The sequence below is a fragment of the Erwinia phyllosphaerae genome (genome assembly GCF_019132875.1).
GTDB lineage: Bacteria > Pseudomonadota > Gammaproteobacteria > Enterobacterales > Enterobacteriaceae > Erwinia > Erwinia phyllosphaerae.
Map to the genome: position 1 here is coordinate 41946 of NZ_JAHSPF010000001.1, position 25785 is coordinate 67730.

Consider the following 25785-nt stretch of genomic DNA (forward strand, 5'->3'; position numbering starts at 1 on the left):
GCGCGCAGCATAGCATACTGCGCGATAAATTACTGTGCTGAAGGCGGACGGAGAAAATCAACCGCCTGCTGAATATCCCGCGTGCGCGGTGTGGGCGGCAGGCTGTTCAGAAAAACCGCGCCGTAGGGCCGCATCACCAGGCGGTTGTCGCAGATAACCAGCACGCCGCGATCGTCGACGTCACGGATCAGGCGCCCGACGCCCTGCTTCAGGGTAATAACGGCATCCGGCAACTGCACCTCATCGAAAGGATCGCCGCCGCGCAGTTTACAATCTTCCATACGTGCCTTCAGCAGCGGATCGTCAGGCGACGTAAACGGCAGCTTATCGATAATCACCAGCGAAAGCGCATCGCCGCGTACGTCAACACCTTCCCAGAAACTGCTGGTTGCCACCAGCACCGCATTGCCCGCCGCAATAAACTGCTTTAATAGCTCGCCCTTGCTGGTCTCCCCTTGTAACAGCACGGGCAGCGTCAACATAGCGCGAAACTGTTCGGCAAGTTCGCGCATCATCTGGTGTGAAGTACAGAGGAAGAAACAGCGGCCATTGTTAGCTTCAATCAGCGGCAGCAGCATGCGCGCCATCTGGCGGGCCGAACCGGGTTGATTTGGCGAAGGCAAATTGCGCGGCACGCACAGCAGCGCCTGACGGGCAAAATCGAACGGGCTGTTCAGGATGAGCGTTTTGGCACTGGCTACGCCGAGCCTTTCAACAAAGTGCGTCATCTGTTCATTAACCGCCAGCGTGGCGGAAGTAAATATCCAGCTGGCCGGGCGTTCGTTCATCACTTCACGAAAGCGATCGGATACCGACAGCGGCGTCAGCGCCAGCACGAAATGACGGCTGTTGCATTCATACCAGTAGCTGAAACCGGGCTGCGAAACATCCTTCAGCCGTTTAAGTCGGCCACGATAAAGTGCAGCCCGTTCGAAAGCGGCATCCAGCAGCGCCGAGCGGCCCAGCGAGAGTTTCGCCACGTCGTAACACAGCTCCAGCGCGTCATCCAGCAGCAGCAGCGCGCGCTGAATATTGGAACTGGCGAGCAGCTCCCGCAGATTGCCGCGAAAACCCGGATCGCCCAGTGCCAGGCGGAAATCCTGCGCGCTTTGTGCCAGCCGGTCAGCCGATTTTTGCAGCTGCTGTGCGTCGCGAACCTCGGTGCGGTAAGCGATGTTAATGTCTTTGGCCAGGTCGAGCAGCTGCTTGCTGGAAAGCTGCTGCCCAAAATACTGGCTGGCGATATCCGGTACCTGGTGCGCTTCGTCAAAAATCATCACGTCCGCTTGTGGGATGAGCTCAGCAAAGCCGCTCTCTTTCACAACCATATCCGCCAGAAAAAGATGGTGGTTAACCACCACGACATCGGCGTCCATCGCTTTGCGGCGCGCTTTTACAACAAAGCAGTCCTGATATAAAGGACAGTCGCTGCCCAGGCAGTTATCGTTGGTGCTGGTAACCAGCGGCCAGACCGGGCTGTCTTCCGCCACGCCGCCGCAGGTACTGATATCGCCGTCTACCGTTTCGCTGGACCAGCCGCGCAGATGGACCAGATCGCTCATCGCCTGCGCCGCCAGTTCACCGCCCGCCATTGACTGCTGCTCAAGCCTTTCCAGACACAGGTAGTTTGAACGCCCTTTCAGCAATGCCAGCACGCCTTTAAACTTTAGCGCACGCGCTACTGTCGGCAAATCGCGGCTGTACAGCTGGTCCTGAAGCGCTTTTGAGCCGGTAGAGATAATGACCTTTTTACCTGAACGCAGGGCTGGCGCAAGATAGGCATAGGTTTTACCGGTGCCCGTCCCTGCTTCTACCACCAGCTCCCGTTTATCATCAATGGCCTGGCTGACCGCGTCCGCCATCAGGCGCTGAGGTTCGCGCGGCTTGAAACCGGGAATGGCCTGCGCCAGCGCGCCATCTGCTGCAAAATCGTTTACCACGTATCCTCACCGCCCGTTAAAAAAAAGCAGGCTATTATGGCAGCATTGCCATAAGGATACAAACCCTTAAAAATCATGTGGTTAAACAAAAAAACCCAACCCACCCGCGAATCTGGCGCGGGAAAAAGAATGAACGGGCTACGGCTTAGTGATGCGGCTCAGGCTGTTGGCGACGGAAAAAGGCAATCGCCTGAATAATCTGCCTGTTACTTTATTTTCCCTGATGAAAAAGTCGGATTCTAGCGGTGTGGGTACGGCCAGCTGTGTTCCCAGCCTGAAGCCGAAAGCAGTCCTGTTATCAACATGTAAAATAATAAGGCAACGAAGATCGCTATGCCTATTTTCTCAATATAAACAACGAGCTTAGAAAGTTGCATCATCAATACCCCTGTTTTTTACCGTAGTTTACTGCTGCAGTTAAAAACTAGAATGTTACCGGTAAAATCACAAGCCCCAGGTGGCGGGTATTTTATAAAATATGTTAATGTATATTTCTTTTCGCCCAAAATGCAGGCGCGCATCCTTTTATATCAGCGGAAGCTGACGATCGTTGATCGGCTTTTTTCGCCGTGGTCTTTCCGGCGGTAATGGCCGCTGCATTTCCTGACGAAGCCAGTGCACGATAACTGCTGTCACCCACGCCTGCTGTTCTGCCGTCATCGCCTGATGCTGCGGGATGCGATGCCATTTACTCAGGCAGCCACGACAGCAGGTCGCTGTCGCATGCTGGGCGATAAACACCGGATGTCCGCGCAGGGGCGTTTGCTGGCCATCGTTCACGGGTTCTGCGGCTGAAAGACGATCGCGGATAAATTCCGCCGCGTGTTGCGCAACCATCTTTTCGCCCTTCTTTTGGCAATAAACATATTCCGCGTGGCCAAGATGGAATTTCTGGCGAAAAGGCGAGCGCGAAAGGCGCGAAAAAAGTTCGTTAATACTCTGCACGGGCATGTCCGGATAATAAAAGCTGAGCGCTGTGATTGAGGGTGACAAGCGCACGGCAACTGTGCCAGGCTGTCGGCCATTGTGAAGAAGCAAAAGGAAATCAGATGACTATTGAACGCCTTGATCCAGAGCCCCGTATGTCGGAAGCCGTGGTATATAACGATACCATCTACTACACCAGCGTCCCGGAAAACCTGGATGAAAATGCCGAAGCGCAGACGGCTAACGCGCTGGCGGTGATCGACCGCATTCTGGCTCGTCTTGGCTCTGACAAAAGCCGCATTCTCGACGCCACCATTTTCCTGGTGCACAAAGAGGATTTTGCAGCGATGAATAAAGCCTGGGACGCCTGGGTATCGCCGGGCAATGCGCCAGTGCGCTGTACCGTGCAGGCCGGCCTGATGAATCCCAACTATCTGGTCGAAATCAAAATCGTGGCGGCCAGATAAGCTAACGGCGCGCCTGCCGGTGCGCCATCATAATTAATACCCGTCTTCTTCTGCGTCGCGTTACTATGACTAATACTCGTCGTCGTCTTCTGCGTCGCCTTGCTATGACTAATAGTCGTCGTCTTCTGCGTCGCCTTGCTATGACTAATAGTCGTCGTCTTCTTCCGCGTCGTCTTGCTATGACTAATACTTGTCGTCGTCTTCCGCGTCGTCTTGCTATGACTAATGGTCGTCGTCGTCTTCTGCGTCGTCGTGCTGCTCCTGGCCTTCGCTGCCGTCGCCATCGTCGTCTTCATCTTCAAAGCGCACCGCAATCATGTCGCCCGTGTGGTTTTCACGAATTTCCGCCGCCACCAGCTGGATCGCCTGGCCGCTGCTCATGCCGTCCGCCATCAGTTCCTGAATGCGTTCCACTGCCTGCTGCTGCTGTTCCAGCGTCAGCGCCGGTAAACCTGTAATCATATCTGCTCCTGTTTCAGTCGCGGGAATTATTCCACGCGTAACAAACAGATGCCAGCAGCGAAAAAATATGCCAGGCTTGCTGCCTGTTTTGGTTCCGATCTGCTCATCATGCCACCTGTTTATTATCCGCTAGAGTATACGCCTGACGCGCTTGAGAAGCTCTTTGCTTCTGTTTCCCACCGCCCTTGGGCAATGCTGCTGCATTCCGGCGCGGCCGAGCACAGCGACAATCGCTTTGACATTATGGTTGCCGACCCGCTGATCACGCTGACTACCAGAGGCGAGCTAACGCAGATTGCGCAAGGCGAAGCCGTGATGGAGAGCGCTGCCGATCCGCTTGATTTACTCCAGCAAACGCTACACAACTGCGGCCTTACTGCCTGTGAAACGGCAGACTTCCCTTTTCAGGGCGGCGCGCTGGGGCTGTTTGGCTATGACCTTGGACGACGTTTTGAAAAGCTACCGCAATTGGCCGCGCAGGACCTGCATACGCCGGACATGGCCGTGGGCATTTATGACTGGACGCTGATTGCCGATCATCATCGGCAGTCGCTGACGTTAATTGCGCATGGCGACGCAGAGAGCCGCCTGCACTGGCTGCGTCAGCAGCAGATTGATAGCGGCGAACCTTTTCGCCTGACCAGCTCATGGGTATCAAATATGAGCCGCGAAGAGTATGGCGTGAAGTTTCGTCAGGTTCAGGCGTGGTTACGCAGCGGCGACTGCTATCAAATCAATCTGGCCCAGCGCTTTCAGGCGAGCTACAGCGGCGACGAATGGCAGGCCTGGCAGCGGCTTAATCAGCAAAATCGCGCGCCGTTTAGCGCCTTTATCCGTTTACCGGAAAGCACCATTTTGAGCTTTTCCCCCGAGCGTTTTCTCCAGATTGCCGCCGGCCAGATTGAAACGCGCCCGATTAAAGGCACGCTGCCGCGCCTGAACGATCCGCAGGCCGATCGGCGACAGGCGGAGAAGCTGGCCCGGTCCCCTAAAGATCGGGCGGAAAACCTGATGATTGTCGATCTCCTGCGCAATGATATTGGCCGCGTGGCGATACCCGGCACGGTAAAAGTGCCGGAGCTGTTTGTCGTTGAGCCTTTCCCGGCCGTGCATCATCTGGTCAGCACTATTACTGCCCGGCTGAAGCCCGACCTGTCCGCCAGCGATCTGCTGCGCGCCTGCTTTCCCGGTGGTTCTATTACCGGCGCGCCAAAAGTCCGGGCGATGGCAATTATCGACGAGCTGGAGCCGCATCGCCGCAACGCCTGGTGCGGCAGCATTGGCTATCTCAGCGTGTGTGGCAGGATGGATACCAGCATCACTATCCGTACGCTGACGGCGGAAAACGGCCAGCTTTACTGCACCGCCGGGGGCGGCATCGTCGCCGACAGCAGCGAGCAGGCGGAATATCAGGAAACGTTCGACAAAGTGAATCGTATTCTTCCCTGTCTGGAGCACTATCATGGCTGAATCCTCGCCTCTGCTGGATCGGTTTATTACGCGTTTTCTGCTACAGCAGCCGGAGGCTTCTCCCGCCTCGTTGCCAACCCGCCAGGCGGCAGTACTGGTGCCGATTATCGATCGCCCACGTCCCGGCCTGCTGCTGACACGGCGTGCCGCGACGCTGCGCAAACATGCGGGCCAGGTGGCATTTCCGGGCGGCATGCGGGATAACGAAGATCGGTCACTGATTTGCACTGCGCTGCGAGAGGCGCAGGAGGAGGTCGCGATTCCACCGGAAAGCGTAAAAGTGATTGGCGTATTACCTCCGGTGACCAGCAGCACAGGCTTCCAGGTGACTCCCGTGGTCGGCATTTTGCCTGCTAACCTGTGCTGGCAGGCCAACGAGGCGGAAGTCGAATCGGTATTTGAAATGCCGCTACAGGAAGCGCTACGTCTGGGACGCTACTCCCCGTTGGATATTCACCGTCACGGCGTGACCCATCGGGTCTGGCTTTCATGGTTTGAAAACTATTTTATCTGGGGCATGACGGCGGGGATCATTCGCGAGCTGAGTTTACAGGTGGCAGAGTAGCCTTTTCCGCACAAAATAGCGCCGTTTAGCGCTTTTAGCCGTTCGATTAATCGGTCTGACGTCAAAATTCGCGATTTTAGTTGCCTTTCCCCCTTCACAATCAGCGTAAATCCTTTATATTGCAGCGCAAACAGAAGGCCTGGAGCATGACGGGCCCGCTTGCTTTGCCTTAATAAAGTTCAGGCGGAACAAGTGCACAAACCACCAGCCAGATAAGGCCGTGTATAACTTTTTCGCCTGCTGCTGATTAGTTTATTTCATGCGACTATCGCGCGCAGGATGACTACCATTACCTCAATTTCCAGCTATCAATCGCTGACCCGGGAGCAACATGTGATTAGTGTTTTTGACATGTTTAAGATCGGCATAGGTCCATCCAGCTCCCATACGGTGGGGCCGATGAAAGCCGGCAAGCAGTTTGTTGACGATCTTGTCAATCTGGGCAAGCTGACTGACGTAACGCGTATCGCCGTGGACGTTTACGGCTCGCTTTCTCTTACCGGCAAAGGCCACCATACCGATATCGCGATCGTTATGGGGCTGTCAGGCGCCTCGCCGGAATCGGTCGATATTGATGGTATTCCTGCCTTTATCCGCGATGTGGAAGAGCGCCAGCGCCTGCTGCTGGCGAACGGCGCGCATGAAGTAGATTTCCCGCGTGAAGGCGGCATGGTTTTCCGCAGCGATAACCTTTCCCTGCACGAAAACGGCATGCGTATCTATGCGTTTGCCAATGAGGCGATGATTTACAGTAAAACTTACTATTCTATCGGCGGCGGCTTTATTGTTGACGAAGAACACTTTGGCCAGTCTACCCTGAATGAAGTGTCGGTGCCCTATCCGTTCAATTCAGCCAAAGAGATGCTGGCCCACTGTCACGAAACGGGGCTGTCGCTTTCCGGCATGGTAATGAAGAACGAGCTGGCGCTGCACAGCCGCGATGAGATCGAACGCTATTTCGCCGACGTCTGGCAAAGCATGCGCGACTGTATCGATCGCGGCCTGAATACCGAAGGCGTCCTGCCGGGGCCGCTACGCGTACCGCGCCGTGCTTCCGCGCTGCGTCGGCTGCTGGTGTCGTCCGATAAGCTTTCCAGCGATCCGATGAACGTTATCGACTGGGTAAACATGTTTGCGCTGGCGGTTAACGAAGAGAATGCGGCAGGCGGCCGCGTTGTTACTGCGCCAACCAACGGCGCGTGCGGCATCGTCCCGGCCGTGCTGGCCTATTACGACCATTTTATTGCGTCCGTCAGCCCGGATATTTTCATCCGCTATTTTCTGGCGGCCGGTGCGGTTGGCATCTTATATAAGATGAACGCTTCTATTTCCGGAGCGGAAGTAGGCTGTCAGGGTGAAGTTGGCGTTGCCTGCTCAATGGCGGCCGCAGGCCTGGCCGAACTGCTGGGTGCCAGTCCGGAACAGGTTTGCGTGGCGGCGGAAATCGGCATGGAGCACAATCTGGGCTTAACCTGCGATCCGGTGGCCGGCCAGGTTCAGGTTCCCTGCATTGAACGTAACGCCATTGCTTCGGTAAAAGCGATCAACTCTGCGCGCATGGCGATGCGCCGCACCAGCGAAGCCCGCGTCTCGCTGGATAAGGTTATCGAAACGATGTATGAAACCGGTAAGGATATGAACGCTAAATACCGTGAGACCTCTCGCGGCGGCCTGGCGATCAAAGTACAGTGTGATTAATCCCTGCGCCAGCGCCCTTCACGGCGCTGGCCCTTTTGCCTGTTCCCCCTGATTCCCTCCTCTGCTACCCGCCTGATAAGTGATTGTTTTTTTATCCCGCTTTTTCCCTCACCCGCGACTAAACTTAACGTTAATTTTGCCGATAACTTGTGGATCTTCATGTTCGTGTTTCGCTTTAAGGACGGTAACTAATGCAGGTGTCACAGGAAGCTACGGGAGCTTTTCGCCGCCGACGCTTGTTGATTGCTATAGTGGTAGCCACGCTGGTGCTCATCCTTACCCTTGCTTTACGTTTCGTCGTAGAGAAAAAACATATTGAGCAGCAGTCGCAGACTTTCGCCAAAGTGGCTATTCAGCGTTTCGATCGCCTTTTTTCACCGCTGGACGTGGCGGCAAACAATACGCTGGGACTGGTGGGATTGCCTTGTGAGCAGGTGCGCTTCCCGCTGGTGGAAAAGCTGGCTTCGCTGCAAACCGTGCGGTCAATTATTCTGGTGCAGCATGACAACATGTACTGCTCCAGCATTTTCGGCAGTACCAATATCAGCTTCAGTACCACCTATCCGGAACTGGCGGTAAATAATCAGCGCATGGTGCTGAGCACCGACGAAGATTTACTGAAAGGCTCGCCCGTTTTGCTGCTGTGGACGCCCGTTGAGGCCAATAATCGGGCCGGTATTTTGCAAGTCATTAATATTGAGATGATGAGCAACTATTTGCTGGAACCGGCGTTGCCCTGGGTTGAGCGTGCCGTATTTAACGTCGGCACGCACAGCCTGGAATATGGCAACCCGATGATTGAAACGGCGCTGGCTGCTGAAGATGAAGTCAGCTATCAGAATACTTCGCTGCGCTATCCTTTTTCGGTCACGTTATTTGGCCCGGCCCCTACACGGCTGGCGTTGTCGACGCTGCCCGGCCAGCTCCCTCTGGCCCTGTTGCTGAGCCTGCTGTCTGGCTATATCGTCTGGCTGGCCACCGCTAACCGTATGAGTCTGGCCTGGCAAATCAGCTATGGCATTAACGCGCGCGAATTTATGGTTTACTGTCAGCCGCTGATCAACGCCCGTAGCGGTGAGTGCGAAGGGATTGAGTTACTGTTGCGCTGGCAGAGCGCCCGTCAGGGCTGGGTGTCGCCAGACCTGTTTATTCCGCTGGCGGAACGCAATAATTTAATTGCGCCATTAACGCGCTATGTCCTTAAAGAACTGGTGCGGCAGCTCCCTACACTGCCGCAGAAAGCCGATTTTCATATCGCCATAAACGTCGCGTCCAGCCACTTCCATCATCGGCAGATTATGATGGATTTAAAGCAGTACTGGTGGTCGGCAAATCCTGTTCCTCAGCTTATCGTCGAGCTCACCGAACGCGACGCTCTGCCGGAAGTGGATCGCCGCGTGGTCGCCCAGCTGCGTCAGGCAGGGGTCAGGTTGGCTATTGATGACTTCGGCACGGGACACAGTTCGCTTTCTTATCTGAAGACATTAAGTCCGGACGTGCTGAAAATCGACAAGCTGTTTACCGCCGCAATAGGGACGGATGCTATTAACGCTACCGTTACTGATATGGTGATTTCACTGGCGCAGCGGCTGAATATGAGCCTGGTCGCGGAAGGTGTGGAAACGGAAGAGCAGGCAGCCTATTTACGTGAAAAAGGCGTGGACGTGCTGCAGGGTTATCTGTTTGCTCGTCCGATGCCGCTTGAAGCGTTTCCGCAGTGGCTGGTTGATCATCAGCCGCACGGCGGCGGCTGATGGTGGCCCGTTAAGCCGGTTCCTCTTCTGACAGTTCACGTTCGCGCGTTATCCGCACCAGATCGATACGGTAGTCGGTGGCCGCCACAATCTGAAAGCTGAACGGCGGCAGCGTAATGACCTCGCCGGGCGTCGGCAACTGTCCTTTTTGCGCAATCAGCAGGCCAGCCAGCGACGCGTGATCGTCCGCTGGCTTAACCAGGCTTTGCGTATCCAGCAGCTGCTGGATGGCGTGCAGATCGGTGCCGCCTTTGACCAGCCAGCCTTCGCCGTCGGCAATAATTTCGGGCGTTTCATCTTCATCCGGAAATTCGCCCGCTATCGCTTCCAGCACGTCCAGCGGCGTTATCAGTCCCTGAACCACGCCAAACTCGTTGCTGACCACCACAAAACTGCCCTTCGCACGACGCAGCACGCCCAACAGGTTAATCGGATCCAGCGTTTCCGGCACGATAACCGGCGGCATCGCGGCGGCGAAGGTTTCCACATTGACGCCGTTATCCAGCGCGACCAGCAAATCTTTTGCCCTGACTACCCCGATGATTTCATCCAGCTCGCCACGGCAGACCGGGAAAAGGCTGTGCGGCGTATCCAGTAGCTGCATGCGCACCTCTTCTACCGGTCGTTCGGCGTTGACCCAGGAGATCTCGCCGCGCGGCGTCATAATGCTGCGCACCGAACGGGAAGCCAGCGTCAGTACGCCGTTAATCATATAGCGCTCTTCATCCTGGAAAGCTTCCTTCGGCATAATTTTTGCCGTGTCGCTCTCGGGGTCATTTTCAGCAGGTTGTCCATGACGGCTTCCCATCAGACGCAAAATCGCTTCGGCGGTACGTTCGCGCATCGGCCTTCTGGCCTGGTGGCGCAGAAAATTAACCCTGGCTATCTGGTTAAACAGCTCGATCAAAATAGAGAAGCCGATTGCCGCGTAGAGATAGCCTTTCGGAATATGAAACCCGAAACCTTCCGCTACCAGGCTAAGGCCAATCATCAGCAGGAAGCTCAGACAGAGCACCACGACCGTAGGATGGGCGTTGACAAAGTTAGTCAGCGGCTTCGAGGCCAGCAGCATTAACCCCATCGCGATGATAACGGCCGTCATCATGATCGCCAGGTTATTCACCATCCCTACAGCGGTAATCACCGCATCCAGCGAAAAGACGGCGTCCAGAATTACGATCTGTACGACTACCGCCCAGAAGCTGGCGTAACCCTTATTGCCACTGCCGCTATGCTCCCGGTTTTCCAGCCGTTCATGCAGCTCCATGGTGGCTTTAAACAGCAGGAATAACCCACCCGCCAGCAGGATCAGGTCGCGACCTGAAAAGCTGAAGTCTCCCACGCTGAACAGCGGACGGGTCAGCGTCACTATCCACGAAATCAACGAAAGCAGACCCAGGCGCATGATCATCGCCAGCGACAGTCCAATCAGACGTGCCTTGTCACGCTGCTTTGGCGGCAGCTTATCGGCAAGGATGGCAATAAAAACCAGGTTATCGATACCCAGCACAATTTCAAGCACGACCAGCGTCAGCAAACCGGCCCAGATTGAAGGGTCTAAGAGAAATTCCATGACGAACTCCGGATAAAGGCGCAGGAAAAGCGAGCTGGCGAACAGGCGCCGCACTCGGGAAACAGGGACAGAAACTGGATGCTCTCAGCGAGCGGGATGACAGTAGCCGGATGGCCCGGTGGCATGGTTAAAAGACGTCGATGACAGTCCATAGAGAGAGCTGAGGCCCGTTACTCCTGATAAAATTAAGGAGTTCTACTGTAAACAGCGCATCGGGCTTCGTCAAAATATTTGCTTACATTTACAGTAGGCCGCGTAGGCCTGCTGTTTTTACTCGTCGTCGTGCAGACCCGTTTCCTGCTCGTCACGCTGCCACAGGCGCAAAGTAAAGTCGGTTTCAACGGCAAACGATGGCGTGGTCGCTAACACGCCCCACACTTCCGGGCGAGCACGCCAGGCGAAAGGCGTCATCTGTAACAGCGCGGCGGACTCTTCACTGTTCAGATTCATTGGATAATTCAGCGAATGCTGTTCCTGCAAGGTAAAGCCCTGCAGCTGCTCCGGCGTTTCGTCATGCAGCCTGGCTTCCTGGTAGATCAGCTCTTTAAACTGCAGCAGATGGCGCGGTCCCGGCGTTACGGTCAGCACGTAACCTGCCGGTTTGACCACCCGCGCCAGCTCTTCCGCTTTACAGGGCGCATAGATACGCAATACGGCGTCAAACTGCCCGCTGGCGAAGGGCAAACGGTGGCTGGAAGCCACGCAAAAGCGGACGTTGCGATAGCGTTTGGCCCCGGCGCGAACGGCCACTCTGGATACATCCAGCGCGTGCACTTCCGCTTCACCCTGCCGTTGCAGCATGTCCGCCACGGCATGCGTGTAATAACCTTCGCCACAGCCAATATCCAGTACGCTGACGTTTGTTAAAGGCAAAATGCGCTGAAAGATGGCGCAAACTTCTTCCTGCAACGGCTGATAGTGACCGGCATCCAGAAACTCTCGCCGCGCCTGCATCATATCCGCGCTGTCACCCGGCTGCTTTGAACGTTTATGCTGCACCGGCAGCAGGTTAACGTAGCCCTCTTTCGCCCGGTCAAACTGATGCCGGTTTTCGCAGCACCAGCCGGACGCGTCGGGCAACAAAGGTTGATGGCAAAGCGGGCACAGATAGGACATAACAACTCTCCGGAATGATTAAGGGCGGCAGTTTACCGGAAAGCGGCGGGTTGATGGAGACTTTCTTACGCTGTTTTAAACGGAAAAAGCCCCGCCATTAATGGCAGGGCTTTACTATTCTGATGCTTGCCTGATCCGTCGCGCGGGCAACGGCAAGATCGAAAATTAGATAGCGGTGACGTTCACAGCAGCAGGGCCTTTCTGGCCATCCTGAATTTCGAACTCAACGTTCTGGCCTTCAGCCAGAGTTTTGAAGCCATTACCCTGGATTGCAGAGAAGTGTACGAACACATCTTTGCTGCCGTCAGCCGGGGTGATGAAGCCAAAACCTTTAGACTCGTTGAACCACTTAACCTGACCTTTAATCTTTGCCATTTTGCAAATTCCTTAGAATGTTAATTCGCCCGAAGGCGTGACGTACAGAAAAATCAGAGACACGACTGCATGAGGCATAAAATTAAGGCTCGGCAAGGAAGCGGTATTCAACGTAACGTCTTTACTCAGAACTTCTTTACTGAAGATGCCATACATAAACAGAACTGTACCCCGTTTTACCAAAAGCGTTATCACATATTCGATTATTAATGGCAAGTCATTTTTAAACAGTGGCGGCGCTATCGCACATAATTGAAACGTCGTCGGCACTTATTGCTCATTAACAAAGGAATCTCAAACATTAAACGCGTAAAACCGAATAGGGTTAGCCTGGCAGTCATACTTTGCAGGCTCTATCATAATCCGCTACCGCGCTTAAGTCTATCGTCCGGGCCTGCGTCTGCGGTGATTTTTAACCGCGTTTATTGCAGAAATATGGCAAAGCTTCCCCAGAAAAAATTCATTTAATCATATCTGCTGGAAGTTGAAGACGGCCATGTCAAAAGTTAAACAAAAGAAGCGGCCGGTTCATATTAAATTTTAAATTGCACCAAAATCAGGAAAATGAAATTTTAACTGCCCCATTTAAAAGCACAGTCGCTATCTGTTAATTCGCGGTAGTACCACTAATCAATCCGGATTAACGGACGGGCATCTCGTTTTTTTCCTGCCTTTAAATTCACCGATTAGGAATGTTCTTAAATTATATTATTTAGCGCCATTTTCGCGCCAATTTTCCACGCGCTGAAGCGCACCTCATCCTGCTGCGCTTCCTGCATCGCCTCTGCCAGCACGCCGGGCGGCTCGTCCAGCGACTCGTCGGCCAGCTCAAAAACGCCCCAGTGAATAGGTATAGTCACGGGCTGGCCCAGCTGCTGATGCAGATAAACGGCCTGCTGAGGGTCCATATGCTGTCCGCGCATGAACCATTGCGGTGCATAGGCCCCCACCGGCAATGCGGCCAGGTTAAAAGGCCCTAGCCTGCGGGGGATCTCCAGTAGATTATCCGTATAGCCGCTGTCGCCGCTAAACCAGAAGCTTAGTGCACTATTTTTTGCGACCCAGCCACACCACAAAGAGCGGTTACGATCGTAAGGCGTGCGCATACTCCAGTGGCGCGCCGGCACGGCGAAGACCTCCAGGCCGACGACGTCCGTTTTCTCCCACCAGTCCAGCTGGGTAACCTGCTTTGCGCCCTTTTTGCGGAACCAGGGAGCCAGCCCTAACGGCACGACAAACTGCACATCCGGAAAACGCCTGAGGATTTTTTTGATGGTTGGCGTATCCAGATGATCGTAGTGATTATGCGAAATCAGCACGCAATCCAGCGAGGGAAGATCGTCAATCTCCAGCGCCGCTGGCGTTTTACGCTGCGGCCCATAGAAGCTTAGCGGCGAAGCACGCTCTGACAGCGCGGGATCGATCAGCGTATATTTTCCCGCAACCCGCAGCAGAATGCAGGCATGGCCAAGCCACCAGACCGCGTCATCCTGCCCGGAAAGGTCCGCTCGCTGCCACCACTGCCGGATAAACCCGTCGTAGCCTGCGGCAGGCGGAAACGGCAATCCCTGTGCCTTTCGTTCTTTACGCCAGCGCTGTAAATCGCCTTTATTACGCATTTCCGCCTCGGGATTGCGAAAGCCTTCCGGCGTATGGTGGCTTTTTTGCGGATCGTACCAGGGATTCTGCCAGGCCATTTAAAGCTCCTTGTGCCGGAACGGCTTAGCGCTCCGGAATAACGCGAATAAAATCGGGCTCGTCGTTGCCGCCCGCAGCGGCTTGCTCAGCACCGGCTTGCGCTGCTACCAGCCTCTGTAGCAGCTGGTTCTGTTCTTTCTGCTCTTCCAGCAGCGCGGTGAGCAGGCGGATCTGCTCATTGGCCCTGACGCTGGCACGATTAACCCAAAACCAGACCAGCAGCCCTGCCACGCCCAGCACGCAAAGGATTGCCAGACCTGACCCGTTTACGACTTCGTTTAACACGCTCATACTCCTGAAGCTACTTAGCACCGTTACGTTTGTTTCGCCACGATTCTACCAGGAGATCGCCGAATTCATAGCGGCCTGACAGAACTTTAGGAACCTTCGCGCAGGCAACGGCATCGGGTTACAGTAAGCTCAACCAAACTGCCACAACATGTTGATAAGGGTAAGCAGACCCCGGCGCGGCCGGGAAGCGTCTGCATTAACACGGAGATACCATGAAATTTTTTGTTCGAATCGTTGCGCTACTGGTGCTGGCATGGCTGGCGCTGCTGGTCACAGGCTATGGCGTGCTGGCCGGAAGCCATAAAAACGTAGCAGGCATGGGTTTACAATGCCAGTATCTCACTGCCAGAGGCGTGACGACCGCACAATATCTGCATAGCGACAGCGGCATCGTTGGCGTTACCGATTGTCCTTTATTACGGAAAACCAGCGAAGTAGTGGATAACTAAGGGTACGGCTGGCCAGCCTTACGCTGGCCATCTGCTTTAAAAAGGATAATCCCTGTAGCCCATCTGTTCGGAAATTGTTTTTGCCGCCTGGTGCAGCATCGCCACGTAACTCCCCTTCTCTTCCTGCGAAAAGCGGATAGTAGGGAAAGAGAGGCTCAGCCCGGCAATAACCACGCCAAAACGATCGAAGACCGGTACGGCGATGCAGCGTAAGCCTTCCTCCTGCTCCTCAATATCTTCGCCATAGCCCTGAGCCCGCACTTTTTCCAGCTGGGTCATCAGCTGCTCCAGCGTGGTCACCGTGCGCGGCGTGCTTTGCTGAAAGGTAACGCCTGCTAAAATTGTCCGTACTTCTTCCGCCTCTCGCCAGGCCAGCAAAACTTTGCCAATAGCGGTGCTGTACAGCGGATTGCGCCGGCCAATGCGTGAATACATGCGCAGGTTATAGAGCGAGTCGATTTTGTGAATATAGACGATGCTGTCTTCTTCCAGCGCGCCCAGATGGATAGTTTCACGCGTCTGGCGGGAAAGCTCGCGCATCTGCACATCAGCGCTGCGGATCAAATCAACGTTCTGGAGTGCTTTGGCACCTAACTCAAACAGCTTCAGGGTCAGGCTATATTTCTCCGTTTCGCCTTCCTGGGCAACATAGCCGAGCGATTTCATCGTCTGCAGAAAGCGATAAACGGTGCTTTTAGACATCATTACGCGCTGGGAAAGCTCGGTAATACCGTGCGCCCTCTCCTCGCCCAACGCCTGTAAAATGCCAAAAACCTTCAGTACGGAAGAGACCGAATCGGGTTGTTTATCCACTTCATCCTTTGCCATTGCTCTGCCTTTTTTGTTTTATAAAAAGTGAAACACTATTTCCAGTATACTTTTTGCCGTCGCGGCTGCGCAATGTTAACCTCGCCGCGCTATGGACACATTTGCTGATAGTTACCTCTGCGTAAACCGTAGCGCCAGCGGTAAAAAATGATTAGCATTGTGATATTCACTCCCCTGACTATTATCCCTTATGCCACAAACTCCTCAACAGGATGGCCTGCCCGTTCCACAGCGCTACGGCGCAATTCTGGCCATCGCGCTGGGTATTACCGTTGCCGTGCTGGATGGCGCTATCGCTAACGTTGCTTTACCGACCATCGCCAGAGATTTACACGCCAGTCCGGCTGCGTCGATCTGGATTGTTAACGCCTATCAGCTGGCGATCATCGTTTCGCTGCTGTCGCTCTCTTTTCTGGGCGATATCGTTGGCTATCGTCGGATTTATCAGTGCGGCCTGGTGGTTTTTACCTTTACCTCACTGTTCTGCGCGCTTTGCAGCTCGCTGGAAATGCTGACTTTCGCCAGGGTGCTGCAAGGCTTTGGCGGCGCAGCGTTGATGAGCGTTAATACGGCGCTGATCCGCATTATCTACCCACAGCGGCATCTGGGTCGCGGCATGGGGATCAATTCGCTGATCGTCGCCGTTTCAACCGCAGCCGGCCCCACGGTCGCCGCCGCCGTTCTGTCAGTTGCCTCCTGGAAATGGCTGTTTTTGATCAACGTTCCCGTAGGCATCGCGGCGCTGCTGCTGGCATGGCGCTTTCTGCCTGATAATGTGCAAAAAGCAAAAGGACAGCGCTTTGATGTTCCCAGCGCCATTATGAACGCGCTGACCTTTGGCCTGCTGATTTCAGCGCTTAGCGGCTTCGCCCAGGGTCAGAGCGGCAAACTGATTACGGCGGAGGTCGTCGCGCTGGTCATTATTGGCGTTGTGTTTATTCGCCGCCAGCTGCGTCTTCCTGTCCCGCTGCTGCCGGTAGACCTGCTAAGGATCCCCGTCTTTTCGCTTTCGCTGTGTACGTCGGTTTGTTCTTTCTGCGCCCAGATGCTGGCGATGGTCTCGCTGCCGTTCTATCTGCAGACGGTGCTGCATCGTGATGAAGTGGCAACCGGTCTGCTGCTCACGCCGTGGCCACTGGCTACCATGGTGCTGGCACCCATTGCCGGAAGGCTGATCGAGCGTTACCACGCCGGGCTGCTCGGCGCTATCGGACTGGCGTTTTTTGCCATCGGTCTGTTTTCGCTGGCTCTGCTGCCTGCCACGCCGGGCGACTGGAGTATTATCTGGCGCATGATGATTTGCGGAGCGGGATTTGGCCTGTTTCAGTCACCTAACAACCATACGATTATCTCCTCTGCGCCTCGCCATCGCAGCGGCGGCGCCAGCGGGATGCTGGGCACCGCGCGCCTGCTCGGGCAAACCAGTGGCGCAGCGTTAGTGGCGCTGATGTTTAACCTCTTTAACGAGCAGGGTACGCATGCTTCACTGCTACTGGCGGGCAGTTTCTCGACCGTTGCCGCCGTGGTCAGCGCTCTGCGTCTGACGCAACCGGCACCCGGTAAAAAGGCAGGATAAAAAAAATGCCGGTCAGTGACCGGCATTTTTCTTCGATAAACGTTACTTCAGGTACTGGCCGCTGCGCAGCGCTTCGATACGCTTATCCAGCGGCGGATGCGACATAAACAGTTCGCTAAGCGACTTTGATTTGCCGTTGATGCAGAACGCCATCATCGTGCTGGCTTCCTGCGGTTCGTAGCTGGTTTTCAAACGTTGCAGCGCGGCGATCATCTTTTCGCGGCCGACCAGCCGTGCCGAACCGGCGTCAGCATGGTACTCACGATGGCGCGAGAACCACATGGTGATGATGCTGGCCAGAATACCAAACACCAGCTCCAGCACCATCGACACCGCAAAATAGACCAGCGGGTTGCCGTTGCTGCTTTCGCCTTCTTCGCGGTCGCCCGACATAAAGCCGGAAGCGATCTGCGCGATAATGCGCGAAACAAAGATGACAAAGGTGTTCACGACACCCTGGATCAGCGTCATGGTGACCATATCACCGTTAGCGATATGGCTTATCTCATGGGCCAGCACCGCTTCGGCTTCGTCACGGTTCATGTTCTGCAACAGGCCAGTCGATACCGCGACCAGCGAAGCATCACGGCGCGCGCCGGTGGCGAACGCGTTGATATCCGGTGCATGATAGATAGCCACCTGCGGCATCGCTATCCCGGCCTGCCGCGCCTGTCCGGCAATGGTCTGCATCAGCCAGCGTTCGGTTTCGTTACGCGGCTGTTCAATCACCTCACCGCCGACGGAACGCAGCGCCATCCACTTGGACATCAGCAGTGAGACAAACGCACCGCCAAAGCCAAACAGACCCGCCATAATCATCAGGCCCTGAACACTGCTTGACCGGATCCCTGTCAGACTGAGTATCAATCCGAACACCAACATGACGCCAAGGTTGGTTAACAGGAAAAGCGCAATACGCATCATAAACTTTCTTCTTCCTCGGTTAAAAAAACGCTAACAGCGGATAACTATCCTATGGGTGCAGGAAAACATTTCAAGCGCTGGAGGTCTTTAACTCCCTAAAAAGACATAACTTTACATTTTGTCGCAACTTTTAACAGGCGGGAAAACGTTAAGTGTCAGGAAAGGTAGAGAGACAGCAAACGGCAGGAAAATTCAGGTAAAAAAAGGGCACAGTTTTCGCTGTGCCCTGAGGGTTATTTAGCGCTCTGCTGCTGTTCCAGCTGCGCCAGATCGTTGGCGATATTCACCGTTTCATCAAGATAAGGATCCGGCTCTTTATAATCTTTTGGCAGATCCTCAAGCTTTGACAACGGCTTCTTGCCTTCGCGCTGCAGGCGAGCGTTAATGCGCTCCAGGCGTAACGCATCATCTTCATGGTTCTCTTTCTCGCGTTCAGCAAGGTTAAGAGAGATGATGTTGCGCTTGTCCTTCATAGCGTTAAAGCGCGCGATATCTTTCAGGATGTACTGGAACTCCATATCTTTCGCGATACGATCCTGATGCGCCTTCAGCAGCTGCGGCTCAAGCGGTTTTAAATCGCCTGTTTTGGTGTACGAGGCCGCGTTGATGCTGTCCCACGGTAGCGCATTGTCTTCAAACTTTTCACCGGTTTCGACCGCTTCGACGCCGGTTGGCATCAGCAGATCTGGCGTCACGCCTTTACGCTGCGTGCTGCCGCCGTTAACGCGGTAAAACTTCTGGATAGTGTAGGTAATCGAACCGAGCGCTGGCCATTCCGGGCGCAGCATCTGGTCATAGATACGGTTCAGCGAGCGATACTGCTGCACCGTGCCTTTACCAAAGGTTGGCTCGCCTACGATCAGGGCGCGGCCATAGTCCTGCATGGCGGCGGCAAAGATCTCCGAAGCGGAAGCGCTGAACCGATCGACCAGCACAACTAACGGACCTTTATAGTAAACGATGCCGTCGGTATCGCTGTCTTCGCGCACTTTACCTACGTTATCGCGCACCTGTACTACCGGACCAGACGGAATAAACAGGCCGGAAAGCGAAACCGCTTCCGTCAGCGCGCCGCCGCCGTTAGTACGAAGGTCGATAACAATGCTGTCGACGTTTTGCTTTTGCAGTTTCTGCAGCTGCACTTTTACGTCATCGGTCAGGCCAACATAGAAGCCAGGAATATCCAGCACGCCGACCTTCTCTTTGCCGACGTTATGCACGCTCATTTTCACCGCGCGATCTTCCAGACGGATTTTTTCGCGCGTCAGCGTGACGATACGGGTTTTGGTGCCCTTACCGGCCGGTAAAATCTCCAGGCGAACCTTGCTGCCTTTTGGCCCTTTGATCTGGGCGACAACGTCATCAAGTCGCCAGCCGATCACATCCTGCATCGGTTTGCCAGGCTGGCCGACGCCGACGATACGATCGCCCACCGTGATGGTTTTGCTTTTCGCTGCCGGACCGCCCGCTACCATTGAGTTGATCACGGTGTAGTCGTCATCCATCTGCAGTACCGCGCCGATGCCTTCAAGCGACAGGCTCATTTCCGTATTGAACTGGTCGGTGTTGCGCGGAGAGAGATAGCTGGTGTGCGGATCGATTTCCCGGGCAAAAGCGGTCATCGCCATCTGGAAAACGTCTTCGCTGTTGCTCTGTGCCAGGCGGCGAATAGCGAACTGATAGCGTTTGGTGAGAACCTCGCGGATCTCCTTTTCGCTTTTACCGGTCAGCTTAAGGCTCAGCTCGTCATACTTGACCTTGGCATCCCACAGCTGATTCAGTTCAGCCGTGTTTTTTGGCCACGGCGCTTTGCTGCGGTCGATATCAATCGTATCGTTACCGCTGAAATTCATTGGCTTATTCAGCACTGTCAGCGCGTATTGATAGCGCTCGAAACGGCGTTTCTGCGCCAGATTATAAAGATCGTAAAAAACGTTCAGCTGGCCCGATTTTAACTCGTCGCCCAGCGTGGTTTTTTTCGTTGCATACTGCTCAACGTCAGAAGCAAGCAGTACGTTGTGGTTATAGTCGAGCAGGTTCAGATAGCGGGCAAAAATTTTGGCCGAGAAATCCTGATCCAGATCGAACTGGCGATAGTGCGAACGGGTGAAACGCGACGTAACGCGCTCGCTGACCGTCGCGTGCTGCGGTTCCTGATGAAGCTGAGGGATCTGATCGGCGCGCGTAATAGTATCCGCAGCGAAAACATTTCCGGTAAACAGCAGCGCAGCAATAACGGTGGTTTTAAAAAAGTTGTTCATGCCCTGATTGGCCTCCGTATCAGAACTGCAAGTGTTCTGCGCGTACTATCATTGCCAGGCCGGAAGCCAACTGTACCCGGACGCCATCTTTGGTAATTTCAAGAATGGTTGCATCCATCGCACCTTTGCCAGCCGTGACTTTAATGTTTTGACCTACCTGCAGCGCTGCGGTATCCGTAACGGGTTTGCTGCGTTGCGGCTGGCGTTCTGCGGAAGGCGCGCTGCCAGGATTACGCTGTGGCTTCGCACGCGCGGCCCGGGGCTGCTCGCCTTCGGCAGAAGGTTTACGAACCGGCTTGCGCGGACGGCGCGGCGCGGCTTCTTCATCCGCTTCACGTTTCTTCGCCTGCTGCTGTTCGCGCTGCGCCTGAACGCGCGCTTTCGCCTCTTCGAGCTGCTTACGGGCATGTTCTACATGCTGCTCGTCCAGGACGCCGCAAGGGTTGCCATCCAGGTCAACGCGGGTAGCACCAGCTTTGATGCCATATAAATAGCGCCAGCTAGAAGTATAAAGGCGCAGCGCGGAACGAAGCTGAGTTTTACTCAGGCTCATTTCGCCCTGCACGCGGTCGACTAAATCCTGAAAGATGCCGATTTTTAGCGGTCGTGCTTCGCCTTCGGCGCTAAAGCACTGTGGAAACCGCTCTGCCAGAAAGGCAATTACTTCTTTGCTGCTATTCAACTTGGGTTGATTTTCCATGAAATTTCCTGATTACAACGGGGTAGCCAATAAGCCGCAGGCATGAACAGGCGTCATTATAATGACACCATCGGCAAATGCTACGTTATCCAGCACTTTAGCTGCGTTTCATGTGAATAAATTTTTCGACATCCGAGCCAGCCAATACTTCACACAGGCCTTCGACCAGCTCAATTAGCCCCGTTTCATCTTCATTATCAAAGCGGTTATAGACCACGCTATCGATATCCAGCACGCCAATCGTCTGGCCGTTAACGCTTATCGGCAGAACGATTTCCGCATTGCTGGCGGCGTCGCAGGCAATATGACCCGGGAAAGCATGCACGTCATCTACACGCTGTACGGCGTTTTCGGCTACGGCGGTTCCGCATACGCCACGGCCTACCGGAATGCGTACGCAGGCAATTTTGCCCTGAAAAGGGCCAAGCACCAGGGTATTCTCTTCCGTTAACAGGTAAAAGCCGGCCCAGTTCACGCCTTCCAGACGTTCGAACAGCAGCGCGCTACAGTTCCCCATCGCGGCCAGAAAACTGGTTTCGCCTGCAATAAGCGCACGCAAATCGCGATTAAGGTCCGAGTAGAATTCTTTTTTAGTCATTTTTTAACCATTATTGAAACTTGTTACGAAGTCCAGTATGACTTCGCCCAATAAAATAAGCATTAAAAGTCCAGACGGACAAGGTGAATGATTCCGTTAGTTAATATACCCTTGTTGATCTGAAGCTTTAAAAGCATAAACGAAGAGTGGTTCGCCGTGGCGATTTTGCCTGACCGTACCCTGCCAATCCGGGTAACCTGTGAAAATATACGCTATTAGCCATATTCTGCCTCAGGCACGTTATCAGCGTTGTCCGCAATGCGATACCCTTTTTTCCTTACCAGATGTTAAATCTAATGAGACGGCGCACTGCCCGCGCTGCAACGCGACTATCCTTAACGGCCGCGACTGGTCGATGACGCGGTTAATGGCGATGGCGGTGACCATGCTGCTGCTGATGCCATTTGCCTTCAGCGAGCCGCTGCTCACTATACGCCTGCTGGGCACCACGATTCGCGCCAGCCTGCTGGAGGGCATTTTACAAATGACCCAGCAGGGCGATGTGATTACCGCTTCAATGGTGGCTTTTTGCACTATTGGCGCACCCGCAACCCTTGTTGCTTCTGTTATGTGGCTCTTTTTTGGCGACAGGCTGGGGTTAAATCTGCGTCCGGTTTTGCTGATGCTTGACCGGCTGAAAGAGTGGGTCATGCTGGATATTTACCTTATCGGCATCGCCGTCGCCTCAATAAAGGTGAAAGATTATGCGGATATTAATTTCGGGCCGGGTTTAATCGCTTTTATCTCGCTGGCGATACTCAGCCTGGTAACGCTTATTCATATGAACATTGAGCAGCTGTGGCACCGCTTTTATCCTCAGCCGCAGCCGCATGTCGATCCCAAACAGCTGCGGGTTTGCCTCAACTGTCACCATACCGGCTTGCCCGATGAACGCGGCCGCTGTCCGCGCTGCCATACGCCGCTGCGTCTGCGGCGCCGTTTCAGCCTGCAGAAGTCCTGGGCTGCATTAATTGCGTCGATAGTGCTGCTTATTCCGGCTAACGTCCTGCCTATCTCCATCATTTATCTGAACGGCTCACGGCAGGAAGATACGATCCTTTCCGGTATCCTTTCGCTGGCTTCCGGCAATATTCCGGTGGCGGCCGTGGTGTTTATCGCCAGTATCATGGTGCCTTTCACCAAGGTTATCGTGCTGCTGACGCTGCTGGTGAGCATTCATTTTAACTGCGAGCAGGGCCTGAAAACCCGCGTTCGGCTGCTCAGAGTAGTTACCTGGGTCGGACGCTGGTCTATGCTGGACCTGTTTGTGATTTCATTAACTATGTCGCTGGTCAATCGCGATCAGCTTCTGGCTTTTACTATGGGGCCGGCCGCCTTCTATTTTGGCGCGTCGGTTATTCTTACTATCCTTGCCGTTGAGTGGCTGGATAGCCGTTTACTTTGGGATGCACATGCAACAGGAAACGCCGACTACACCGACTAGCGCACGCATTAAACGCCGACGCAAAATTTCGCCGTTCTGGCTGCTACCGTTTATCGCGCTGTTGATTGCGGGCTGGCTCGTCTGGACCAATTACCAGGAGCGCGGCACCACCGTCACTATCGATTTCGCCACGGCGGACGGTATCGTGCCGGGCCGCACGCCGGTGCGCTATCAGGGCGTAGAGGTTGGCCTGGTGCAGGGCATCAGTATGACCGACGATTTACGCACGATAAAAATCAAGGCCAGTATCAAAAGCGATATGAAAGAGGCGCTGCGGGACAAAACGCAGTTCTGGCTGGTCACGCCGAAAGCGTCGCTGGCGGGCGTATCCGGTCTGGATGCGCTGGTAGGCGGTAACTATATCGGCATGATGCCGGGCAAAGGCAAGCCGCAGGATCATTTTGTGGCGCTGGACACGCAGCCGAAATACCGCGTTAATACCGGCGAAATGCTGATTCATCTGCATGCGCCCGACCTTAGCTCGCTGAATACCGGCTCGCTGGTCTATTTCCGCAAAATTCCGGTCGGCCGCGTTTATGATTACAGCATTAATCCCGGCAATCAGGGCGTGACCGTTGACGTCCTGATTGAGCGCCGCTTTACCAACCTGGTGAAAAAAGGAAGCCGCTTCTGGAACGTCTCCGGCGTTAAAGCCGACGTTGGCTTAAGCGGGGCCAAAGTGCAGCTGGAAAGCCTGGCAGCGCTGGTTAACGGTGCTATCGCCTTCGACTCCCCGGAAGATTCCGCGCAGGCCAAAAGCGAAGATAACTACCAGCTTTATCCCGATCTGGCACATAGCCATCGCGGCGTGCTCATTACGCTGGATTTGCCCGGCGGAAAAGATCTCAAGGCGGGTAGTACGCCACTGATGTATCAGGGACTGGAAGTCGGCACCCTCACCGCGCTAAACCTTCAACCTGACGGTAAGGTTACAGGCGAGCTGACTATCGATCCTTCCGTTACCGGCCTGATGCGCAGCGGCACGCGTATAGAGATGCGCAGCCCGAAAATCACGCTGGCCGATACCAGTCTGAGCAGCCTGCTGACCGGCAGCACGCTTGAACTGGTGCCGGGCGAAGGTGAGCCACAAAATCGCTTTACGGTGTTGCGAAGCAACGAGTCGCTGCTGCAACGTCCCGACACGCTGGAGGTAAAGCTGACCGCGCCAGAAAGCTACGGCATTGATGCGGGTCAGCCGGTCATGCTGCACGGTATGCAGATTGGCCAGGTGGTCAACCGCAAGCTGAATGAGCAAGGCGTTGGTTTTATCATTGCCATCACGCCGGATTATCGCCAGCTGGTGCATGGCGACAGCAAGTTCATTATTAACAGCCGTCTGGACGTTAAGCTGGGCATTGACGGGATGGAGGTGCTGGGTGCCAGCGCGCGCGAATGGGTCGATGGCGGTATTCGCCTTGAGCCAGGTAGTAAAGGCGCGCCAAAACAGAGCTACCCGCTTTACGCTAATGCGGAAAAAGCAGCTGAAGGAATTACCACTAACCAGCTTCCTACCACGCTGACGCTGACCGCTAACAGCCTGCCGGATATTCAGGCTGGTTCGGTGGTGCTTTACCGTAAGTTCCAGGTCGGTGAAATTGTTGACGTAACGCCAAGAGCCAACGAATTTGACGTTCGCGTACATATCAAGCCGGAATACCGCAAGCTGTTGACGCCAAACAGTGTTTTCTGGTCGGAAGGCGGCGCGCGCGTGCAGCTGAACGGCAGCGGGCTAACCGTGCAGGCTTCGCCGCTGAACCGTGCGCTGAAAGGCGCCATCAGCTTTGATAACCTCAGCGGTGCGGGTGCCGGTTTAACCAGCAAAGACAAGCGCACGCTGTTTGAATCGGAAACGGCCGCCAGGGCGGTAGGTAGCCAGATTACGCTGCGCACTTTCGATGCCAGCAAGCTCTCTTCAGGCATGCCGATTCGCTATCTGGGTATTACCATCGGTCAGCTGGAGTCGCTGGCGCTAAACGACCGGAAAGATCAGGTTATCGCCAAGGCCGTGCTTTATCCGGAATACGTGCAGGACTTTGCGCGTCTGGGCAGCCGCTTTTCGGTGGTTTCACCAGAAATTTCTGCGGCAGGCGTCAACCATCTGGACACGATACTTCAGCCCTATATCAACGTTGATCCGGGCAAGGGCCGCGCCCAGCGCACCTTTGAACTTCAGGAATCAACCATTACCGATGCGCGCTATCTGGATGGCCTGAACATTATTATGGATGCGCCTGAAGGTGGCTCGCTTTCCGTCGGCACACCTGTGCTGTTCCGTGGCATAGAAGTGGGCACGGTGACGGGAACCTCGCTGGGAGCAATGGCGGATCGCGTACAAATCACGCTGCGCATCAGCAAGAAATATCAGCATCTGGTCAGGAACAACTCGGTGTTCTGGCTGGCATCCGGCTACAACTTCAAGTTTGGCCTGATTGGCGGCGTGGTGAAAACCGGGACTTTCCAGCAGTTTATTCAGGGCGGCATTCAGTTTGCCACGCCGCCAACCGTTCCGCTGGCACCGCAGGCCACCAGCGGCAAGCATTTCCTGCTGGAAAACGAAGAGCCGCAGGACTGGCGTAAATGGGGAACCGCGCTGCCAGCTAAATAATCGTGACGGGCCGTCCCCGGCCCATGGTGTTTAGTTGCAGGTATCGCTTTAGCTTTGTCAGCAA

At 54.8% G+C, this 25785-nt stretch carries 22 protein-coding genes; 9 read left to right on the top strand and 13 right to left on the bottom strand.

Features of this window, described 5'->3' with window-relative positions; translation table 11 throughout:
* Window positions 1-29 precede the first annotated feature (29 nt).
* Both yoaA and KUE00_RS00225 read right to left on the bottom strand, forming a co-directional pair.
* Window positions 30-1940, bottom strand: a complete 1911-nt coding sequence (yoaA, locus tag KUE00_RS00220) for a DNA repair helicase YoaA (protein WP_246757494.1) — start codon at window positions 1938-1940, stop codon at window positions 30-32.
* A gap of 525 nt (window positions 1941-2465) precedes the next feature.
* Window positions 2466-2885, bottom strand: a complete 420-nt coding sequence (locus KUE00_RS00225) for a DUF4186 domain-containing protein (protein WP_246757495.1) — start codon at window positions 2883-2885, stop codon at window positions 2466-2468.
* 104 nt (window positions 2886-2989) lie between these two features.
* Between KUE00_RS00225 and KUE00_RS00230 the strand changes: the two genes are divergently transcribed.
* Complete coding sequence (locus KUE00_RS00230) at window positions 2990-3334, top strand: RidA family protein (RefSeq protein WP_246757496.1); 345 nt, start codon at window positions 2990-2992, stop codon at window positions 3332-3334.
* Window positions 3335-3556: 222 nt separating this feature from the next.
* Here KUE00_RS00230 and KUE00_RS00235 read toward each other — a convergent pair whose 3' ends face one another.
* A complete protein-coding gene (locus tag KUE00_RS00235; protein WP_246757497.1) occupies window positions 3557-3796 on the bottom strand; it encodes a YoaH family protein in 240 nt (79 codons plus the stop codon).
* A gap of 108 nt (window positions 3797-3904) precedes the next feature.
* On the opposite strand from KUE00_RS00235, the gene pabB reads away from it, so the two are divergent.
* From pabB to KUE00_RS00255, 4 genes are all read left to right on the top strand, one after another.
* Window positions 3905-5266, top strand: a complete 1362-nt coding sequence (pabB, locus tag KUE00_RS00240; RefSeq protein ID WP_246758049.1) for an aminodeoxychorismate synthase component 1 — start codon at window positions 3905-3907, stop codon at window positions 5264-5266.
* Complete coding sequence (locus tag KUE00_RS00245; protein WP_246757498.1) at window positions 5259-5831, top strand: CoA pyrophosphatase; 573 nt, start codon at window positions 5259-5261, stop codon at window positions 5829-5831. Before pabB ends, KUE00_RS00245 begins: the two co-directional genes overlap by 8 nt.
* 333 nt (window positions 5832-6164) lie before the next feature.
* Window positions 6165-7529, top strand: a complete 1365-nt coding sequence (gene sdaA / locus KUE00_RS00250) for an L-serine ammonia-lyase (RefSeq protein ID WP_246757499.1) — start codon at window positions 6165-6167, stop codon at window positions 7527-7529.
* A 191-nt stretch (window positions 7530-7720) separates the two neighbouring features.
* The gene (locus KUE00_RS00255; protein ID WP_246757500.1) at window positions 7721-9283 is read left to right on the top strand and encodes an EAL domain-containing protein; all 1563 of its coding nucleotides are present in this window, start codon (window positions 7721-7723) and stop codon (window positions 9281-9283) included.
* 10 nt (window positions 9284-9293) lie between these two features.
* Here KUE00_RS00255 and KUE00_RS00260 read toward each other — a convergent pair whose 3' ends face one another.
* From KUE00_RS00260 to KUE00_RS00280, 5 genes are all read right to left on the bottom strand, one after another.
* Window positions 9294-10856: a TerC family protein gene (locus KUE00_RS00260; RefSeq protein ID WP_246757501.1), complete on the bottom strand. Its 1563-nt coding sequence runs from the start codon at window positions 10854-10856 to the stop codon at window positions 9294-9296.
* A 270-nt stretch (window positions 10857-11126) separates the two neighbouring features.
* Complete coding sequence (gene rlmA / locus KUE00_RS00265) at window positions 11127-11972, bottom strand: 23S rRNA (guanine(745)-N(1))-methyltransferase (protein WP_246757502.1); 846 nt, start codon at window positions 11970-11972, stop codon at window positions 11127-11129.
* A 165-nt stretch (window positions 11973-12137) separates the two neighbouring features.
* On the bottom strand, window positions 12138-12347 hold the full coding sequence (gene cspE, locus KUE00_RS00270) for a transcription antiterminator/RNA stability regulator CspE (protein WP_001062678.1): 210 nt from the start codon (window positions 12345-12347) through the stop codon (window positions 12138-12140).
* 698 nt (window positions 12348-13045) lie between these two features.
* Window positions 13046-14044, bottom strand: coding sequence for an MBL fold metallo-hydrolase (locus KUE00_RS00275; RefSeq protein WP_246757503.1), 999 nt, complete (start codon window positions 14042-14044; stop codon window positions 13046-13048).
* Window positions 14045-14069: 25 nt separating this feature from the next.
* The gene (locus tag KUE00_RS00280; protein WP_414148638.1) at window positions 14070-14336 is read right to left on the bottom strand and encodes a YebO family protein; all 267 of its coding nucleotides are present in this window, start codon (window positions 14334-14336) and stop codon (window positions 14070-14072) included.
* Window positions 14337-14548: 212 nt separating this feature from the next.
* On the opposite strand from KUE00_RS00280, the gene KUE00_RS00285 reads away from it, so the two are divergent.
* A complete protein-coding gene (locus tag KUE00_RS00285; RefSeq protein WP_246757505.1) occupies window positions 14549-14785 on the top strand; it encodes a YobH family protein in 237 nt (78 codons plus the stop codon).
* Window positions 14786-14821: 36 nt separating this feature from the next.
* On the opposite strand, the gene kdgR is transcribed toward KUE00_RS00285, so the two are convergent.
* Window positions 14822-15613, bottom strand: coding sequence for a DNA-binding transcriptional regulator KdgR (gene kdgR / locus KUE00_RS00290; RefSeq protein ID WP_246757506.1), 792 nt, complete (start codon window positions 15611-15613; stop codon window positions 14822-14824).
* A 190-nt stretch (window positions 15614-15803) separates the two neighbouring features.
* On the opposite strand from kdgR, the gene KUE00_RS00295 reads away from it, so the two are divergent.
* Window positions 15804-17189, top strand: coding sequence for an MFS transporter (locus KUE00_RS00295; protein ID WP_246757507.1), 1386 nt, complete (start codon window positions 15804-15806; stop codon window positions 17187-17189).
* A 42-nt stretch (window positions 17190-17231) separates the two neighbouring features.
* Here KUE00_RS00295 and htpX read toward each other — a convergent pair whose 3' ends face one another.
* From htpX to KUE00_RS00315, 4 genes are all read right to left on the bottom strand, one after another.
* Window positions 17232-18113 (bottom strand): protease HtpX, encoded by an 882-nt coding sequence (htpX, locus tag KUE00_RS00300; RefSeq protein ID WP_246757508.1) that lies wholly within the window; start codon window positions 18111-18113, stop codon window positions 17232-17234.
* Window positions 18114-18346: 233 nt separating this feature from the next.
* Window positions 18347-20374 carry a carboxy terminal-processing peptidase gene (prc, locus tag KUE00_RS00305; RefSeq protein WP_246757509.1) on the bottom strand — a complete coding sequence of 676 codons (2028 nt, stop codon included), beginning with the start codon at window positions 20372-20374 and terminating at the stop codon, window positions 18347-18349.
* Window positions 20375-20393: 19 nt separating this feature from the next.
* Window positions 20394-21074: an RNA chaperone ProQ gene (gene proQ / locus KUE00_RS00310; RefSeq protein ID WP_246757510.1), complete on the bottom strand. Its 681-nt coding sequence runs from the start codon at window positions 21072-21074 to the stop codon at window positions 20394-20396.
* A gap of 97 nt (window positions 21075-21171) precedes the next feature.
* Window positions 21172-21672 carry a GAF domain-containing protein gene (locus KUE00_RS00315; protein WP_246757511.1) on the bottom strand — a complete coding sequence of 167 codons (501 nt, stop codon included), beginning with the start codon at window positions 21670-21672 and terminating at the stop codon, window positions 21172-21174.
* Window positions 21673-21871: 199 nt separating this feature from the next.
* On the opposite strand from KUE00_RS00315, the gene yebS reads away from it, so the two are divergent.
* Together yebS and KUE00_RS00325 are read left to right on the top strand one after the other, a co-directional pair.
* Window positions 21872-23116: a membrane integrity lipid transport subunit YebS gene (gene yebS / locus KUE00_RS00320; protein WP_246757512.1), complete on the top strand. Its 1245-nt coding sequence runs from the start codon at window positions 21872-21874 to the stop codon at window positions 23114-23116.
* Window positions 23085-25721 carry a PqiB family protein gene (locus tag KUE00_RS00325; RefSeq protein ID WP_246757513.1) on the top strand — a complete coding sequence of 879 codons (2637 nt, stop codon included), beginning with the start codon at window positions 23085-23087 and terminating at the stop codon, window positions 25719-25721. Before yebS ends, KUE00_RS00325 begins: the two co-directional genes overlap by 32 nt.
* Window positions 25722-25785 lie beyond the last annotated feature (64 nt).

What these genes read in the sequence shown, in the direction of transcription:
- KUE00_RS00260 (WP_246757501.1), bottom strand. Translation starts at nt 10,856, where the DNA reads ATGGAATTTCTCTTAGACCCTTCAATCTGGGCCGGTTTGCTGACGCTG.
- rlmA (WP_246757502.1), bottom strand. Translation starts at nt 11,972, where the DNA reads ATGTCCTATCTGTGCCCGCTTTGCCATCAACCTTTGTTGCCCGACGCG.
- KUE00_RS00280 (WP_414148638.1), bottom strand. Translation starts at nt 14,336, where the DNA reads ATGAGCGTGTTAAACGAAGTCGTAAACGGGTCAGGTCTGGCAATCCTT.
- KUE00_RS00325 (WP_246757513.1), top strand. Translation starts at nt 23,085, where the DNA reads ATGCAACAGGAAACGCCGACTACACCGACTAGCGCACGCATTAAACGC.
- KUE00_RS00275 (WP_246757503.1), bottom strand. Translation starts at nt 14,044, where the DNA reads ATGGCCTGGCAGAATCCCTGGTACGATCCGCAAAAAAGCCACCATACG.
- prc (WP_246757509.1), bottom strand. Translation starts at nt 20,374, where the DNA reads ATGAACAACTTTTTTAAAACCACCGTTATTGCTGCGCTGCTGTTTACC.
- KUE00_RS00245 (WP_246757498.1), top strand. Translation starts at nt 5,259, where the DNA reads ATGGCTGAATCCTCGCCTCTGCTGGATCGGTTTATTACGCGTTTTCTG.
- KUE00_RS00230 (WP_246757496.1), top strand. Translation starts at nt 2,990, where the DNA reads ATGACTATTGAACGCCTTGATCCAGAGCCCCGTATGTCGGAAGCCGTG.
- cspE (WP_001062678.1), bottom strand. Translation starts at nt 12,347, where the DNA reads ATGGCAAAGATTAAAGGTCAGGTTAAGTGGTTCAACGAGTCTAAAGGT.
- proQ (WP_246757510.1), bottom strand. Translation starts at nt 21,074, where the DNA reads ATGGAAAATCAACCCAAGTTGAATAGCAGCAAAGAAGTAATTGCCTTT.
- KUE00_RS00285 (WP_246757505.1), top strand. Translation starts at nt 14,549, where the DNA reads ATGAAATTTTTTGTTCGAATCGTTGCGCTACTGGTGCTGGCATGGCTG.
- KUE00_RS00315 (WP_246757511.1), bottom strand. Translation starts at nt 21,672, where the DNA reads ATGACTAAAAAAGAATTCTACTCGGACCTTAATCGCGATTTGCGTGCG.
- htpX (WP_246757508.1), bottom strand. Translation starts at nt 18,113, where the DNA reads ATGATGCGTATTGCGCTTTTCCTGTTAACCAACCTTGGCGTCATGTTG.
- pabB (WP_246758049.1), top strand. Translation starts at nt 3,905, where the DNA reads ATGCCACCTGTTTATTATCCGCTAGAGTATACGCCTGACGCGCTTGAG.
- KUE00_RS00235 (WP_246757497.1), bottom strand. Translation starts at nt 3,796, where the DNA reads ATGATTACAGGTTTACCGGCGCTGACGCTGGAACAGCAGCAGCAGGCA.
- KUE00_RS00295 (WP_246757507.1), top strand. Translation starts at nt 15,804, where the DNA reads ATGCCACAAACTCCTCAACAGGATGGCCTGCCCGTTCCACAGCGCTAC.
- KUE00_RS00255 (WP_246757500.1), top strand. Translation starts at nt 7,721, where the DNA reads ATGCAGGTGTCACAGGAAGCTACGGGAGCTTTTCGCCGCCGACGCTTG.
- kdgR (WP_246757506.1), bottom strand. Translation starts at nt 15,613, where the DNA reads ATGGCAAAGGATGAAGTGGATAAACAACCCGATTCGGTCTCTTCCGTA.